The organism is Pantoea sp. GW821-FHT03E06 (assembly GCF_059420725.1).
Window position 1 is genome coordinate 137,029 of the sequence record NZ_JBWKUG010000001.1, and the last position, 16,138, is coordinate 153,166.

The window sequence follows — 16,138 nt, forward strand, 5'->3', positions numbered from 1 at the left end:
TCTTCGTCGCCCGCACTCCGCACTTTTTTTCCGGCTAATTCTACTATTGAAGCGCTTCTTGCGTCGCGTCCGCCCATGGCTGGCTGCGAGTGTTGAGCAATGTTGTCCCCGGCGGTAACGCCATGGGAAATGTCAGAGAACCAGGCTTATGCTGCAATTCATACTCCGACGTTTGGGCCTTGTCATCCCAACGTTCATCGGTATCACGTTATTGACCTTCGCGTTTGTCCACTTGATCCCCGGCGATCCGGTCCTGATCATGGCCGGCGAACGCGGTATCTCTCCGGAACGTCATGCCCAGCTGATGGCGCAGTTTGGCCTCGATCAGCCGATGTGGAAACAGTACATCACCTACATCAATGGCGTACTGCACGGCGACCTCGGCATCTCGCTGAAAAGTCGCATCCCAGTCTGGGACGAATTCGTACCACGCTTCAAAGCTACGCTGGAACTGGGTATCTGCGCCATGCTGTTCGCGATTGCTGTCGGTATTCCGGTGGGCGTGCTGGCGGCGGTTAAACGCGGCTCCATCTTCGATCACACCGCCGTCGGCATCTCCCTCACCGGTTACTCGATGCCCATCTTTTGGTGGGGCATCATGCTGATCATGCTGGTTTCGGTGCAGTTAAACCTCACGCCGGTCTCTGGACGCGTCAGCGACACCATCTTCCTTGATGACACTCATCCGCTCACCGGCTTTATGCTGATTGATACGCTGTTGTGGGGAGAAGAGGGTGATTTCAAAGATGCGGTAATGCATATGATTTTGCCCGCTATCGTGCTCGGCACCATCCCGCTGGCGGTGATTGTGCGTATGACGCGCTCCTCGATGCTGGAAGTGTTGGGAGAAGACTACATCCGCACCGCGCGTGCTAAAGGCCTGACGCGTATGCGTGTCATTGTGGTGCATGCGCTGCGTAATGCCATGCTGCCGGTCGTCACCGTCATTGGTTTGCAGGTCGGTACCCTGCTGGCCGGTGCGATTCTGACCGAAACCATCTTCTCGTGGCCGGGACTCGGTCGCTGGCTGATCGAAGCGCTGCAACGCCGTGACTATCCGGTGGTGCAGGGCGGCGTATTGCTGGTGGCCATCCTGATCATCGTGGTCAACCTGCTGGTTGATCTGTTGTACGGCGTGGTCAATCCACGTATCCGTCATAAGAAATAAGGGGGAATCATGTCTGCTGTTGATCCCGCAAGCGTAACTGCTGCACCCAAGCCGATGACCCCGTTGCAGGAATTCTGGCACTACTTCAAACGTAATAAAGGCGCAGTCATCGGCCTGGTTTACATCGTTCTGATGCTGTTAATCGCCATCTTTGCCGATGTGCTGGCACCGCATGCCCCGGCCGAACAGTTCCGCGATGCCTTGCTACATCCGCCAGTCTGGCAGGAAGGCGGCAGCTGGAGCTATATCCTTGGTACCGATGACGTGGGCCGCGATGTGCTGTCGCGTCTGATGTACGGCGCACGCCTGTCGCTGCTGGTCGGCTGCATGGTGGTGGTGCTGTCGCTGATTCTTGGCGTGATCTTTGGTCTGATGGCCGGCTACCTCGGTGGCGTGGTCGACGCCATCATTATGCGCGTGGTCGATATCATGCTGGCGCTGCCAAGCCTGCTGTTGGCGCTGGTGTTAGTGGCGATCTTTGGTCCGTCAATCGTCAACGCCTCGCTGGCGATTACCTTCGTGGCGCTGCCGCACTATATCCGTCTGACGCGTGCTGCGGTGCTGGTTGAAGTCAACCGCGACTACGTAACCGCGTCAAGCGTGGCGGGGGCCGGCACGCTGCGCCAGATGTTCATCAATATTCTGCCTAACTGCCTCGCACCGCTGATCGTGCAGGCATCATTAGGTTTCTCCAACGCCATCCTCGATATGGCGGCGTTGGGCTTTCTCGGTATGGGGGCGCAACCGCCAACGCCGGAGTGGGGCACCATGCTCTCCGACGTGTTGCAGTATGCGCAAAGTGCCTGGTGGGTGGTGACGTTCCCTGGCGTGACCATTTTGCTAACGGTTCTGGCATTCAACCTCATGGGCGATGGTTTGCGTGATGCACTCGACCCGAAACTCAAGCAGTAAAGAGGCACCGAGATGGCGTTATTAAATGTAGATAAGTTATCGGTGCATTTCGGCGACGAAAAGACACCGTTTCGTGCAGTTGACCGCATCAGCTACCAGGTCGAACAAGGCCAGGTGGTGGGCATCGTGGGTGAATCGGGTTCCGGTAAATCGGTCAGCTCGCTGGCGATTATGGGCCTGATTGACTATCCCGGCCGCGTGATGGCCGAAAAACTGGAATTCAATGGGCGCGATCTGCAGAAAATCTCCGAAAAAGAGCGCCGCCAGCTGGTGGGCGCTGAAGTGGCGATGATTTTCCAGGACCCAATGACCAGCCTCAATCCGTGCTACACCGTAGGTTTCCAGATCATGGAAGCGTTAAAGGTGCATCAGGGCGGCAGCAAACGGACCCGTCGTCAGCGTGCGATTGATTTGCTCGACCAGGTGGGCATTCCCGATCCGTCATCGCGTCTGGATGTTTATCCGCATCAGCTGTCGGGCGGGATGAGCCAACGCGTGATGATCGCCATGGCGATTGCCTGCAAACCGAAGCTGCTTATTGCCGATGAGCCGACGACGGCGCTCGACGTCACCATTCAGGCGCAAATCATCGAACTGCTGCTGGAGTTGCAGAAGCAAGAGAACATGGCGCTGATCCTGATTACTCACGATCTGGCGCTGGTGGCCGAAGCGGCACAGCACATCATCGTGATGTATGCCGGTCAGGTGGTGGAAAGCGGTAAAGCGGTGGATATCTTCAAAGCGCCGCGTCATCCCTACACGCAAGCGCTGCTGCGCGCGCTGCCGGAGTTTGCTGCCGACAAAGCGCGTCTGGCGTCGCTGCCGGGCGTGGTGCCGGGTAAATACGATCGTCCAACGGGCTGCCTGTTGAACCCGCGCTGCCCGTACGTGACCGATCGCTGCCGCCGCGAAGAGCCGGAGCTGCGCGACATTCCTGGCCGTCAGGCCAAATGTCACTTCCCACTGGATGATGCCGGGAGACCAACCTATGAGTCTTGATAACACTCAGCAGGAATACCTGCTGCAGGCCATTGACCTGAAAAAACATTACCCGGTGAAGAAAGGTCTGTTCGGCCAGGAACGTCTGGTGAAAGCGCTGGATGGCGTGTCGTTCAACCTCGAGCGCGGCAAAACGCTGGCGGTGGTGGGAGAATCTGGCTGCGGAAAATCGACGTTAGGCCGCCTGCTGACCATGATTGAAACGCCGACCGAAGGCCAGCTCTTCTGGCACGGTCAGGATCTGTTAAAGCACGATCCGCAGGCGCAGAAGCTGCGTCGTCAGAAAATCCAGATTGTGTTCCAGAACCCGTACGGTTCGCTCAATCCGCGAAAGAAAATCAGCCAGATTCTTGAAGAACCGCTGGTGATCAACACCTCGCTGACCAAAGCGGAACGCAAGGAAAAAACGCTGGAGATGATGGCTAAGGTGGGCCTGAAAACCGAGCATTACGATCGCTATCCGCACATGTTCTCAGGCGGCCAGCGTCAGCGTATTGCTATCGCACGCGGTCTGATGCTCGATCCCGATGTCCTGATTGCCGATGAACCGGTTTCTGCACTCGACGTCTCGGTGCGCGCCCAGGTGCTCAATCTGATGATGGATTTGCAGCAGGATTTGGGGCTGTCCTACGTCTTCATCTCGCATGACCTGTCGGTGGTGGAGCACATCGCTGATGAGGTGATGGTGATGTATCTCGGGCGCTGCGTGGAGAAGGGGAGTAAAGAGGCGATTTTCAGCAATCCGCGTCATCCTTATACCCAGGCGCTGCTGTCGGCGACGCCACGTCTTAATCCCGACGAGCGTCGCGAGCGCATCAAGCTGACGGGCGAGCTGCCTAGTCCGTTAAATCCGCCGCCGGGCTGTGCGTTTAACGCGCGCTGCCGTCGCCGTTTTGGCACTTGTGTCCAGCTGCAGCCAAAACTGAAACAATATGGCGATCAGCAAATTGCCTGCTTCGCGGTAGATCAGGATGAAAACCAGCCGGTGGTTACGCCATAAATTACCGCCATACATTGTTAAAGGCTCCCTTGGGAGCCTTTCTTATTTCACCCTTAATACATGAGGGAAATTAACGGGAGAAATCATTATCCTTAAATCGGCTCTAAAACCATTACGCTATTGCATCAGTCTTTAATTGGTCCTGACTAAGATATAAAGGGTTAAGACAAATTCCTAATTTTTCCAGCATTGTGTGAGTATCATCACATCAGATTAAAATCTGCAGGTTGCAGCGCAGTGGAGTATTTTCAGTAGCTTAGGTTAAAATTACCCGCGTGATTATTTCTGTTAATCGATATTAATTAATCGCCGTCAATAAATAATTGCACGCTTTTTGCATATCCGATTTTTCAATCATAAAGATAAAACTCTTTTATTGAATGCGGCGCTTTAATAATCAGAATTCTCTCACCGTCTTTTAATGCTTGTGATATATTCGCGGAAAATTCCCTCCCGTTTTTACAGGCTCTGATCATGAAGAATTACGACGATCTGCAGCGTTTTAAAGAAAAAACGCAGACGCTAGACATTGCTTTTAAGGATATGTCCGGCCAATCGCAGGAAGCCGATCAAAGTCAGTGGGCGTTGCTGCGCCAATTGGCTAGCGATGATGAGTCGGAATTAGGCAGCGGTCAGCGTATCGATCTGCCGCAGCCACAACCGATTAGCGTTGATGAATTTGCCGCACCACCTGCTCAGGCTGAGCCTGCCGCTGTTGCGGCTACGTCGCGCGGATCGATTCTCGAGAGCTTAAGCGCGCCTGTGGCAGCGCCATCGGCGATCGGTTCTTCACTGTTCCCGCCAGCACCCTCCGCGCAACCGGCGCAAACGGGGGCGCCGCTGGCGCCCAAGGCCACGCTGGTTGAACGTCAGGCGACAACATCACTGTTTCCGCCGGCGAAACCTGCTGTCGCGCCTGCTGTTAAGCCTGCAGCCGCTCCGCTGGCCGCAGCGCCTATCGCGCCAGCACCCACCTTTGCCGCACCGGTAGAACCGGCACGTCCGGCAGCGCCCACACCTTCTCGTTTTGGTGCCCTGTTCCGATCGCGCTCGGCAGAGCCTGCTAATCTTGCAAAAGAAACACCATTAAAACCGCTACTGGAGAAGATTGCGCTATGCCGTTAGTTTGTGTGTGCTCGCCAAAAGGGGGAGTAGGGAAAACCACCATGGCGGCCAACCTTGCATGGAGTCTGGCCCGCGCCGGCAGCAAGGTATTGGCAATCGATTTTGATGTGCAAAACGCCCTGCGCCTGCATTTTGGTGTACCGCTGCATGATGGCCGCGGTTTTGTTGCACGCTCTGCCGATCAGGCCGACTGGAGCCAATCCATTCTGACCACCGGCGGCAATATATTTGTTATGCCCTATGGCGATGTCACCGAAGAACAGCGTGAACGTTTTGAAGAAAACCTGGTAAAAGATCCGCACTTTCTGCAGCGCGGCCTGGATACCGTGCTGAATTACCCGGGATTGGTCATTATTGCCGATTTTCCTCCGGGTCCGGGTGCTGCGCTTAAAGCCATGACCGCTCTTGCCGATATGCATGTAGTGGTGATGTTAGCGGATACCGCATCAGTCTCTTTGCTGCCGCAAATAGAAAATGACCGCATGATAGGTCAGCCGCTAAATAATAAACGTGGTCATTATTTTGTCCTTAACCAAAGTGATAACCGCCGCATTATAAGTCGTGAAGTCACAACCTTTATGCAGCAGCGTTTGGGCGATAATTTATTAGGCGTTGTGCATCGTGATGAAAGCGTGGCTGAAGCGAATGCTTCACAACAATCGGTTTATGATTTCAGTCCGGCTTCTGCCGCGGCGTTTGATATCGAATTAGTGGCGAAACGCGTGGCAAATATCCTGGATATCACCGTAGGAAATGGTGAAGTTCAGGCGCCTATCCGCAGCCATTATTAATAATGAGGCCGGTATCGGCCGCATAAAAACAATACAGCTCCTTCAGGGTGAATCATGAGTAAACTCGGGTTTTACCTGCTGCTGCTGGTGCTTGCACCCGTAGCCGCGGTAATCGTCATCACGCCTATGGACAGCCAGAAGCAATATATCTTCGGCTTGATCAGCATCGGGATGATGTTTCTACTGGGCTTCAGTAAAAGCCGCAAAATAACCGTTGTGATGGTTATCCTTTCTGCGCTGATGTCGACCCGATATATCTGGTGGCGCACCACGGAGACGCTGCAGTTTAATTCAGAGATTGAAGCAATCCTTGGGATTGGCTTATATCTGGCCGAACTCTATGTCTGGCTGATTTTAATTCTTGGCTTCCTGCAAACCACCTGGCCATTAAAACGCACCATTGAGCCGCTGCCCGATGATACCAACCTGTGGCCGACGGTTGACGTTTATGTTCCCACCTATAATGAAAGCCTTGATGTGGTGCGAGATACCGTGCTGGCGGCGCAGTGTATTGATTATCCGCGCGACAAGCTGAAGGTCTATTTACTGGATGATGGCAAACGTAGCGAGTTTGCGGTATTTGCTGCCGACGTCGGCGTAGGCTATATCACCCGCGATGACAATAGCCACGCGAAAGCCGGTAACCTTAATCACGCCATGAAGATCACCAAAGGTGAGCTGATTTGCATCTTCGACTGTGACCACGTTGCCACGCGTACCTTCCTGCAGGCAACGGTAGGGCCGTTCCTCAACGATCCGAAACTGGCGCTACTGCAAACGCCGCACTACTTCTATTCGCCGGACCCGTTCGAACGTAATCTGCGTGCAGCGCGCAGCATTCCTAATGAAGGCTCGCTGTTCTACGGCCCGGTTCAACAGGGTAATGATAACTGGAACGCGACGTTTTTCTGTGGCTCCTGTGCGGTGATCCGCCGTAGCGCGCTGGAAGAGATTGGTGGCTTTGCAGTTGAAACCGTCACCGAAGATGCGCATACCGCATTGAAAATGCAGCGTCTTGGCTGGGGCTCCGCTTTCCTGGCGATCCCGCTGGCGGCTGGCCTGGCGACCGAACGTCTGGGGCTGCATGTGGTGCAGCGTAACCGCTGGGCGCGTGGCATGACGCAGATCTTCCGCGTCGATAACCCTTTGTTCGGCCGTGGTTTAACCTGGCAACAGCGTCTGTGCTACCTCAACGCCATGCTGCACTTCCAGTTTGGCTTGCCGCGCGTCGCGTTTTTGACCGCGCCGCTGGCGTACCTGCTGTTTAACCTGAATATCATTCACTCGTCGGCATCGCTGATCTTCGCCTACGTCTTGCCACATCTGGTGATGTCGCTGTACGTCAACTCGCGCATGAACGGCAAGTTCCGCTACACCTTCTGGGGTGAAATCTACGAAACCGTTATGTGCTTCCACCTCGTTATCCCCACGTTGCTGACCATGCTGGCACCGAAGCGCGGAAAATTTAACGTTACGGATAAAGGCGGCTTGCTCGATCAGGGTTTCTTCGATTTCCACATTGTGCGCCCGCATGTGATTGTTGCTGCGCTGCTTTCAATCGGCATTATTGCTGGCGTAGTGCGTGCCACCGCCCATGACTACTTTGGCGTCGATCCCTACGTTATTGCCCTTAACGTCGGCTGGGCGGTGTTCAGCCTGATCATTCTGATGGCGGCGATTGCCGTGGCACGTGAAACCAAACAGGTGCGTAAAACCATCCGTATTGACGTGCAGATTCCGGCGGTCATTCATTACGCCAGCGGCATCTCTTCACGCACGCAAACCAGCGATCTGTCGATGGGCGGTGCGCAGCTCGATGCGCCGGACCATCGTCATGAGCAGGATGACATCGAAGAGATCGATCTGCTGTTGAAATCCGGCACCATCACCATTCCGGTAAGCAAAATTTCCGGCGATGAAGAGAGCATCCGTCTGCGCTTTGGCGATATGCCGCTGGCGCGCCGCCGTGAATTAGTACGTGTGGTGCTGGCGCGTGCCGATGCATGGATTCAGCCGGAGTACAAGCAGGACAACCCTCTGGTTTCCCTTGGCACCATTATTCGTACCGTCTTTGAGCTGTTCTGGCTGACCTGGAAAGATCGCCGTGAGAAGCGTAAGCGTGATAACCAGCCTGCGGTAAAAGAGGACAGCGCTGCATGAAGAATTTGACGCAAACGTTGCTGGCAAGCTCGCTGGCAACGGCGCTCGTGCTCGCGCCAGCATGGGCTGAAACCCCGGCGGTGACTCAGGATAGTGCTGCGCTTTCAGCGGTTCCACCGCCACAGGGCATGGAAGGTGCGGCCGACCAGCAGTTACAGCAAGCCGCCGGTGCGGCGCCGTATGCTCCTTCGGAGAGCGCCCCCGCGAATGAGAATGCGGCGCCAGCCGCGCCTGCACCCGACATGGTGCTGCCTTCGGTCGAGCCAGGCGTCATAGCTGATAGCGGCACGGCTACGCTCAACCAGCCGATTAGCAGCACGGTTTCCGTCGCGCAGATGGGCCAGCCGCAGGGTATTACGCTCACCGGCGGTCAACTGCAATCCGGTATCGTGTTCACCTTGCCGACGGATGAAGTGATCACCAGCGCACGCCTCAACCTTTCGCTACGCGTCTCTGCAGCACTGGCGGCGCGTAACACTTCGCTGCAGCTGATGCTAAACGGTCAGCCGCTCGGCACCTTACCGCTGGGCTCCAGCGACAGCGATATCAGTGACTACCAGCTGGATATCCCGGCAGCGATGGTGGTATCGAGCAACAATCTGAGCTTCAAGATTAACGATGCCGATAAGCTGCTGTGCGAGAAAGAGAGCGCGCAGCAGTATCAGGTATCCATTTTGCCTAAAACCACGCTGAGCCTGGAAGGTCAGCAGCTGAACATTGGCACCAGCCTGCGCAACTTCCCGCGTCCGTTTATTGATGCGCAACGCATGACGCCAGGCAGCGTTAGCTTTGGCTTTGCCACCAATGTTGCGCCGGATAGCATCAGCGCGGCTGCGCTGGTGGCATCCTGGATGGGTATTCAGTCGGACTATCGCGGCATTCGTTTCCCGGTGGTGCGCGGCGATTTGCCCGAGCACAACGGTATTCTGGTGGGGCATCCTGGCGACAAAATTGGCACGGTGACGTTACCCGCGAGCAATGGCCCGCTGCTGCAGGTGATCGATAATCCCAACAATCCTGTTTACAAGCTGCTGCTGGTGGTGGGCGCCAATGACGATCAGCTTCGCCAGGCAGCTAACCGTTTAACCACGCAGCCGCTCACCACGGATGGCAACAGCCTGAATGTGCAGCCGCAGCCGATTGGCGTGCGAAAACCTTATGATGCGCCACGCTGGATTAACACCACGCGTCCGGTACGCCTGAGCGAACTGCTGCGTAAGGATCAGAGCCTGACCACCACCGGCATCTGGCACGATGCGCTGAGCGTCAATTTCCGCGCCGCGCCTGACCTGTTCCTGTGGGATGGCGATACCATTCCGGTGGATCTGCACTATCGCTTCCCGTCCGAAAGCTGGATTGATGAGAACAACTCGTTCCTCAACGTGATGATCAACGGCACCTTTCTGCGTAACCTGACGGTGAACAAAGTGGGCTTGCTGGAGAGCGCCTGGCATCGCCTGGGCGGTGACGCGCGGCAGGAGCATTACACGCTGAAGCTCGAACCCTACCTGATTTATGGTGACAACCAGCTGGCGCTCTATTTCAACATCAAGCCGAAAGCAGATGCGCCGTGCGGCGTGCTGCTGAACAACAATATCAAGAGCCGCATTGAAGAGGATTCATGGATCGATCTGAGCCACACGCGGCACTTCACCATGCTGCCGAACCTCTCTTACTTTGTCGGCGCGTCGTTCCCGTTCTCGCGGCTGGCGGATTTCTCGCAGACGACGCTGTTGTTGCCAGAGCAACCCAGCGACGCGGAGATCGCCACGCTGCTGGATATGGCATCACGTGCCGGCAACGCCACCGGCGTTCCACTGCTGCAGAACCAGGTGCTGTTTGGTCTGCCAAATGGCGGCACCAATCTGACTCGCCTGCAGCACAGCGATGTGTTGGCGGTGAGTACCACGCAGAACAACGACTTCAACCAACGGATGCTGGCCAATACGCCATTTGATACCAGCGGCAACACGCTGGGCGTGAAAGAGCCGACGAGCTGGGAAAAAGTGCGCGGCTGGCTGACCGGCGACTGGTATCGCCAGCAGCTGGATGCCGATCGTTACTTCTCATCGAACGAAGCGTGGCGCGGCTTTGTCAGCTATCGCTCGCCGTGGAACCGCGATCGTCTGGTGGTGATGACGGTGGCCACCAGCGATCAGCAGCTGCTACGCCTGCATGAAGATCTGAATTCTGCGCGCATTAACGCCGGTATTCGCGGTGATACTGCCATCATCACCGATGAGAACGGCATCCGCAGCTTCCGCGTGGGGCCGCAATTCCCGAGCGGCGAAATGCCGTGGTACATGATGGTGGTGTGGTATGCCAACCAGCACTCGGTGCTGATGGCGCTGGCGGCACTGCTGCTTTCAGCGCTGGTCGGCAGCGGTGCATGGGTGATGCTGAAACGTCATGCGTGGCGTCGTCTCAACCCAAAAGTTGATAGCAAGTCCGGCAAGAAGTAAGGATAAAAATAATGAAAAAACATCTGTTAAGTGCCGGCGTGCGTCATGCTCTGATTCTGGGGGGAGCACTGGCGCTCTCGCAGCCGCTGCTGGCGGCGGAGAGCAGCAATCCCGCGCTGCAGGCGCTGTTCGATCAAGCGGCTTACTGGCATCAGAAAGCGCATGACGATCTGGCGAAAGCCTCGCTGCAGAAAGTGCTGATGGTTGAGCCGAACAATACGCAGGCGCTCTATCTGCTGGCGCTCTATTCCCAGCAAAGCGGCGGCACGGCCGAAGCGGCGCAGTGGCGTGCGCGATTGAGTGCGGCCTCGCCAAACGATGCGCATCTCACCGAGCTGGATAACGCGCGTCAGCTGCAAACCATTCCGCAGGCGCAGCTGCAGCTGGCACGTCAGCAGGCGCGCAGTGGCAACATTGCCGCTTCGTTGCAAACCTGGCGTAATACCTTCAGCGGCAATGAGCCGCCGCCGAGCGTGGCGGCAGAATATTATCTGACCATGGCGGGCGATCGCTCGCTGCTGCCGCAGGCGGTGGAAGCGCTGCGCCAGTTCTCCGCCGATCATCCGCAGGATACCGGTGCAAAACTGGCGCTGGGTAAAGCATTAACCTATCAGGAATCAACCCGCCGTCAGGGTATCGATGTGCTCGCGAGCATGGCGGATGGCAACAAAGAAGCCGATCGATCGCTGCGCCAGGCCCTGCTGTGGCTTGGCCCGCAGGCTTCAGATGCTTCGCTTTATCAAACCTGGCAGCAGCGTCATCCGCAAGACAACGCGGTGCTGGATTACTACCGTAAAAACGTCGGCGGCGCGGAGAAAGGCGCGGGCTTTACTGCGTTAAACAGCGGCGACGTCAGCAATGCGCAAAACAACTTTGAGAAAGTGCTGCAGGCCAACCCGCAAGATGCCGATGCCTTGGCCGGCATGGGTTACGTGGCTCAGCGCGCTGGTCGCTATGCGGAAGCAGCGGATTACCTAACGCGCGCCGCGCAGCTGGGTGGCGATCAGAGCGACACGCGGCAGAAACAGGCCGCCGATGCGCGCTTCTATGCGCAGTTGGCCACGGCGCAGCAGGCGCTGAAAAATGGCGACAGCGCGCAGGCGCTGGCATTGAGCGAACCCCTGACGCAGGCCGACGGCGAAAAAGGGGTATCCGCCAAACTGTTCCGTGCCGATGTTCAGCGTCGCAGCAATCAACTCGATCAGGCGGAGCAAACCTATCGCGCCATCCTGCAAAGCGATGCCAACAACCGTAGCGCTAAAGAAGGCCTGTTCTACGTGCTGCGTCAGCAAAATCGCGGGGCGGAAGCCAATACGCTGCTGGCATCGCTACCCGACAGCGTGCGCCAGAGCGTCGCGCCGCGCGGCAATAGCACCGATCCAATTCGTGCGCAGGCCAAGCGTGAATTAGCCGCGGGCAACAACAGCGCGGCGATTGCTACGCTAAATAGCGGCATTCAGCGCTATCCCAACGATGGCTGGCTGCGTCTCGATCTGGCGCGCATCTATCGCGCACAGGGCGATAGCATGATGGCAGCGAATATCATGCAGCCGACCCTGCGTACCGGTGCGAGCACCGCTGAACTGTACGCGGGCGCGTTAAACGCCAGTGAAAGTGGCGCCTGGCAGCAGGCGAGTATGCTGCTGTCACGTATTCCCAACGGCAGCAAAAACAGCGATATGCGCGAGCTGGCACAGCGCGTGAATTTCAACCTGCAGATGACCACCGCCGATCAGTATCTGGCGCAGGGATCGAACGCTGCAGCGGCCAATACCCTGCGCGCGCTGGCGGCAACGCCACCGTCAAATCCGGTTGATGCCGGTAATCTGGCGCAGAAACTGGCAAAAGCAGGTGATATCACCACCGCGGTTTCCGTGGTGCGCAGCAACATGCAGCGCGGAGTGCAAGGCAACGCCGGGGATTACGCCGCACAGGTCGCAGTGCTGAATCAGGCCGGTTTGAATACTGAAGCGCAAAGCTTCCTCAGCAGTCCGGAACTGCAGGCGCGCAGCACGCCGACGCAGCTGGCGGGTATCCGCAATGGTTACGTGATCAACGAGGTCGATCGCCTGCGCGAGCAGAAACAGTACGCCGCTGCTTACGATAAGCTGGTGGGCGCGCTGCAGCACGATCCACAGAACCGCGATCTGATGTTCGCCATGGCGCGACTGTATCAATCCGGCAAGATGAACAAAGAAGCGGGCGTGGTGTATGACTACCTGATGACGCAGGACACCGCGACGCAAGACGCGCGTACTGGCGCCATCAACGTGGCGCTGGCGCAAAACGACCTCAACAAAGCCAACACCTTAACCCGCGGCCTGAATAACGCGCAGTCACCCGATCGCCTGCTGTTGCTTGCGCGCGTTGCCGAAGCTAACGGCGAACACAGCCAGGCAATGAGCTACCTGCGCACCGCGCGCGGTCAGCTGATTGGTCTGCAGGGTGCTGAAACCGGTAGCGTGCCGAGCGTGGGTGGTCTGGCCCTGGCCGATAATCCGTTTATCAATCGCGGCACCTCGCCGGTTGGCCGCTCGCCATCCAGCTATGGTGCGGTAATGCCGTGGCAATCGGCGCCCGACGCCACCAGCAGCGCGGAAGGGGTGACGCTGGCGAGCAACACGCCAGCCATTCAGCAGAGTCAGACGCTGCGCCAAATCGACAACATGATGGACGATTTGCAGGAGAAAACCGGTACCTGGGTGCAGGGCGCGGTGCAGGTGCGCGGACGCGACGGTGAATCTGGGTTGAGTAAGTTGACCGAAGCCAAAGCGCCACTGACCTTCTCTACCGTGCCGTTTGGCGAGTCGCGTTTCGATTTCACGATGACGCCGGTTTCACTCTCAGCCGGCAGCGCCGGCGGTGATGCCTGGCGTCGCTTCGGCACCAACTCGCTGGTGCAGGGCAACGTGGTGGCGACGGGAGGAGCGAAAATTGATGACGTGCCTAACTCTTCTACTGATTCGCAATCAGCGACCGGCGTTGAGCTGAACATGGCGCTGAAGGGCGACAGCTACAAGATTGATCTCGGCAGCACGCCGCTCGGACAAGATTTGAGCACGTTGGTGGGTGGCGTGCAGTGGTCGCCGAAGCTGACGGATTTCCTGACGCTGATCCTCACCGGTGAACGCCGCGCGATGACCGACAGCCTGTTGTCGTATGTGGGTGTGGAAGACAAAACCAGCGGTAAACGTTGGGGCCGCGTAACGAAAAACGGCGGTAACGCCTTGCTGAGTTACGACAACGGTGATGCCGGCTTCTACGCTGGTGCTGGCGCGTACAGCTACCTGGGTGAAAACGTGGCGAGCAACAATAGCGTGCAGGCTACGGCCGGAGCTTATGTGCGTCCGTATCACTTCGACGATCGCGAGCTGAAAGTCGGCATGAGCCTATCGTGGATGGATTACTCGAAAAACCTTAGCTACTTCAGCTACGGTCAGGGCGGTTACTTCAGTCCGCAAAACTATGCATCCGTATCGTTCCCTGTTGAATTCAGCCGCAAGTTTGACGATCTGAAAGTGAACGTGGGCGGCTCGGTGGGTTATCAATCCTATAGCCAGGATAAAAGCGCCTACTTCCCGAACAACCCGTCTCTGCAATCACAGTTGCAGAGTCTGGCTGACCAGGGCTACGTGAAGGACGCGTTCTACAGCGGCGATAGCAAAAACGGTATTGGCTACAACCTGCATGCCGGTGCGGATTACAAGATCAACAAAGATGTCACCGTAGGCGGTCAGTTAGGCTACGACACCTTTGGTGATTACAACGAAAGTACCGCCAATCTGTACTTCCGTTACCTGTTCGGAGATTACTAATGAGTGAGCAAATCGCAGCACGCGCCAGCCATCCACACCAGCCGGGCTGGTTTGATTTGGTGAGCGTGATGATTGAAAGCATGCTGGATAATGCTGGCGAGGAAGCGGAAGGCTTCCTGCAGGGTGTCGGCGCATCGCTGGCAACACGCTATCCTTTAGCAGAAGCGCGCACCGTGCAGGATCTGGAGCGTGAGATGAATCTGCAGCTGGCCCGATTTAACTGGGGTTTTGTGCAGTTGCAGCCGCAGGAAAACGCCATTCTGCTGCAGCACCACGCGCTGCCTCAGGGTGATATTCACGTAGCAGCAGAACGCTGGCAGCTGGCGTTGAGTGCGGTACTGGCTGGCCTGTATGCGCAGTGGCTGCAAGCACAAGGCGGCAGCGCGGCAGTGCCGGTAACCCTCGAGAAGAACGACGGCGGCACGCTGCACTATCGATATCAATAGGATGCTGTGATGAAAGTGATGCGGTTCTGGCGTCAATGGATGCTGTGTTTCATGGTGATGTTTTTTAGCGCCCAGGTGGCCGCAGATGGCTGGAGTACCTACAAAAGCCGGTTTATGAGCAGCGACGGCCGCATCAGCGATACGGCAAACAATAATGTGAGCCATACCGAAGGCCAGGGCTACGGCATGCTGCTGGCGGTGGCGCACGACGATCGTGTCACGTTTGATCTGCTGTGGCAGTGGACGCGCAGCCATCTGAGCAATCCACAGAACGATCTGTTCTATTGGCGTTATACGCCAGGTGCTGCCGATCCGGTTGCGGACAAAAATAATGCGTCCGACGGTGATGTGCTGATTGCGTGGGCCCTGCAACGCGCCGCACAGAAGTGGGGCGGCGATTATCAGCAGGCGTCCGATCGCATCCAACGTGCGGTGATTAAGCTTAATGTCATCGATTATGGCGGACATAAAGTGATGTTGCCGGGCGCGCAGGGGTTTAATAAAACCAGCTATGTGGTCCTCAACCCCTCTTATTTTCTGTTCGCGGCCTGGCGTGAGTTTGCCGATCATAGCCATCTGCGCATCTGGAATGAGCTGATTGATGACGGCATGGCGCTGTTAGGCGATATGCACTTTGGCAAAACCGGCCTGCCGCTCGATTGGGTAGCTTTGAATGCCGATGGTTCAGTGGCGCCGGCGCTAGGTTATTCCAACCGCTTCAGCTATGACGCGATTCGTATTCCCCTAAATATCTGGTGGTACGATCCGCAAAGTCTGCGTCTGGTGCCGTTCCAGCGCGTCTGGCAAGGCTCGCCACGGCTGACCACGCCCGCCTGGTATGATGTGCTGGGGAATACACCTGCACCGTACAATATGGAAGGCGGCCTGGTTGCCGTGCGCGATCTGACGTTGAACCAAACGCGCTATCTCAATGACCGTTTGGCGCCCGATCAAAACTACTTCTCCGCCAGCCTGCAACTGCTTACCTGGATGGCGTACCAGGAGAAGCGCTAAGTCTTATTTTCCACCGGGTCGCCATCAATGGCGTAATGCTCGTCAGCTAAGCGTGAATCGGTCACCATGAATGGCGACCCTACGTGGATATAGCCGGGTTTTCGTAGGGTGCGCATTTATGCGCACCTGCATCATTCCGAATCACCGCGAAAATTCTTCTGCATGGCCATTTTTCAACTTTATCCCGGCGAAATGCGACCCTGACCTGGGATATACTCGCTGCGCATTTCATCTAATTACATGGCC

General features: G+C 56.8%; 11 protein-coding genes. All 11 read left to right on the plus strand.

Going from position 1 to position 16,138, the window contains the following annotated elements; translation table 11 throughout:
• Nucleotides 1-148 precede the first annotated feature (148 nt).
• The 11 genes from dppB to AC07WB_RS00710 all read left to right on the plus strand — a co-directional run bounded on the left by dppB (nt 149) and on the right by AC07WB_RS00710 (nt 15,892).
• The gene (gene dppB / locus AC07WB_RS00660) at nt 149-1,168 is read left to right on the plus strand and encodes a dipeptide ABC transporter permease DppB (RefSeq protein ID WP_097095384.1); all 1,020 of its coding nucleotides are present in this window, start codon (nt 149-151) and stop codon (nt 1,166-1,168) included.
• Nucleotides 1,169-1,177: 9 nt separating this feature from the next.
• Complete coding sequence (gene dppC, locus AC07WB_RS00665; RefSeq protein WP_061719333.1) at nt 1,178-2,080, plus strand: dipeptide ABC transporter permease DppC; 903 nt, start codon at nt 1,178-1,180, stop codon at nt 2,078-2,080.
• A gap of 12 nt (nt 2,081-2,092) precedes the next feature.
• Nucleotides 2,093-3,079: a dipeptide ABC transporter ATP-binding protein gene (gene dppD, locus AC07WB_RS00670; RefSeq protein ID WP_097095383.1), complete on the plus strand. Its 987-nt coding sequence runs from the start codon at nt 2,093-2,095 to the stop codon at nt 3,077-3,079.
• Nucleotides 3,069-4,079, plus strand: coding sequence for a dipeptide ABC transporter ATP-binding subunit DppF (dppF, locus tag AC07WB_RS00675; protein WP_097095382.1), 1,011 nt, complete (start codon nt 3,069-3,071; stop codon nt 4,077-4,079). Before dppD ends, dppF begins: the two co-directional genes overlap by 11 nt.
• Nucleotides 4,080-4,553: 474 nt before the next feature.
• Entirely contained in the window at nt 4,554-5,204 is a 651-nt protein-coding gene (gene bcsO, locus AC07WB_RS00680) for a cellulose biosynthesis protein BcsO (protein ID WP_494939883.1), read from the plus strand.
• A complete protein-coding gene (gene bcsQ / locus AC07WB_RS00685; RefSeq protein WP_494939884.1) occupies nt 5,195-5,995 on the plus strand; it encodes a cellulose biosynthesis protein BcsQ in 801 nt (266 codons plus the stop codon). Before bcsO ends, bcsQ begins: the two co-directional genes overlap by 10 nt.
• A gap of 54 nt (nt 5,996-6,049) precedes the next feature.
• On the plus strand, nt 6,050-8,155 hold the full coding sequence (bcsA, locus tag AC07WB_RS00690; RefSeq protein ID WP_494939885.1) for a UDP-forming cellulose synthase catalytic subunit: 2,106 nt from the start codon (nt 6,050-6,052) through the stop codon (nt 8,153-8,155).
• Nucleotides 8,152-10,617 (plus strand): cellulose biosynthesis cyclic di-GMP-binding regulatory protein BcsB, encoded by a 2,466-nt coding sequence (gene bcsB, locus AC07WB_RS00695; RefSeq protein WP_494939886.1) that lies wholly within the window; start codon nt 8,152-8,154, stop codon nt 10,615-10,617. Before bcsA ends, bcsB begins: the two co-directional genes overlap by 4 nt.
• Before the next feature lie 11 nt (nt 10,618-10,628).
• Nucleotides 10,629-14,432, plus strand: coding sequence for a cellulose biosynthesis protein BcsC (locus tag AC07WB_RS00700; protein ID WP_097095377.1), 3,804 nt, complete (start codon nt 10,629-10,631; stop codon nt 14,430-14,432).
• Nucleotides 14,432-14,878, plus strand: a complete 447-nt coding sequence (gene bcsD / locus AC07WB_RS00705) for a cellulose biosynthesis protein BcsD (RefSeq protein WP_345827524.1) — start codon at nt 14,432-14,434, stop codon at nt 14,876-14,878. The genes AC07WB_RS00700 and bcsD overlap by 1 nt, the downstream gene beginning before the upstream one ends.
• Nucleotides 14,879-14,887: 9 nt before the next feature.
• The gene (locus tag AC07WB_RS00710; RefSeq protein WP_494939887.1) at nt 14,888-15,892 is read left to right on the plus strand and encodes a family 8 glycosyl hydrolase; all 1,005 of its coding nucleotides are present in this window, start codon (nt 14,888-14,890) and stop codon (nt 15,890-15,892) included.
• Nucleotides 15,893-16,138 lie beyond the last annotated feature (246 nt).

Coding starts and splice junctions, on each gene's coding strand:
- AC07WB_RS00700 (WP_097095377.1), top strand. CDS start 10,629: ATGAAAAAACATCTGTTAAGTGCCGGCGTGCGTCATGCTCTGATTCTG.
- bcsA (WP_494939885.1), top strand. CDS start 6,050: ATGAGTAAACTCGGGTTTTACCTGCTGCTGCTGGTGCTTGCACCCGTA.
- dppF (WP_097095382.1), top strand. CDS start 3,069: ATGAGTCTTGATAACACTCAGCAGGAATACCTGCTGCAGGCCATTGAC.
- dppB (WP_097095384.1), top strand. CDS start 149: ATGCTGCAATTCATACTCCGACGTTTGGGCCTTGTCATCCCAACGTTC.
- bcsQ (WP_494939884.1), top strand. CDS start 5,195: ATGCCGTTAGTTTGTGTGTGCTCGCCAAAAGGGGGAGTAGGGAAAACC.
- bcsO (WP_494939883.1), top strand. CDS start 4,554: ATGAAGAATTACGACGATCTGCAGCGTTTTAAAGAAAAAACGCAGACG.
- bcsB (WP_494939886.1), top strand. CDS start 8,152: ATGAAGAATTTGACGCAAACGTTGCTGGCAAGCTCGCTGGCAACGGCG.
- dppD (WP_097095383.1), top strand. CDS start 2,093: ATGGCGTTATTAAATGTAGATAAGTTATCGGTGCATTTCGGCGACGAA.
- dppC (WP_061719333.1), top strand. CDS start 1,178: ATGTCTGCTGTTGATCCCGCAAGCGTAACTGCTGCACCCAAGCCGATG.
- AC07WB_RS00710 (WP_494939887.1), top strand. CDS start 14,888: ATGAAAGTGATGCGGTTCTGGCGTCAATGGATGCTGTGTTTCATGGTG.
- bcsD (WP_345827524.1), top strand. CDS start 14,432: ATGAGTGAGCAAATCGCAGCACGCGCCAGCCATCCACACCAGCCGGGC.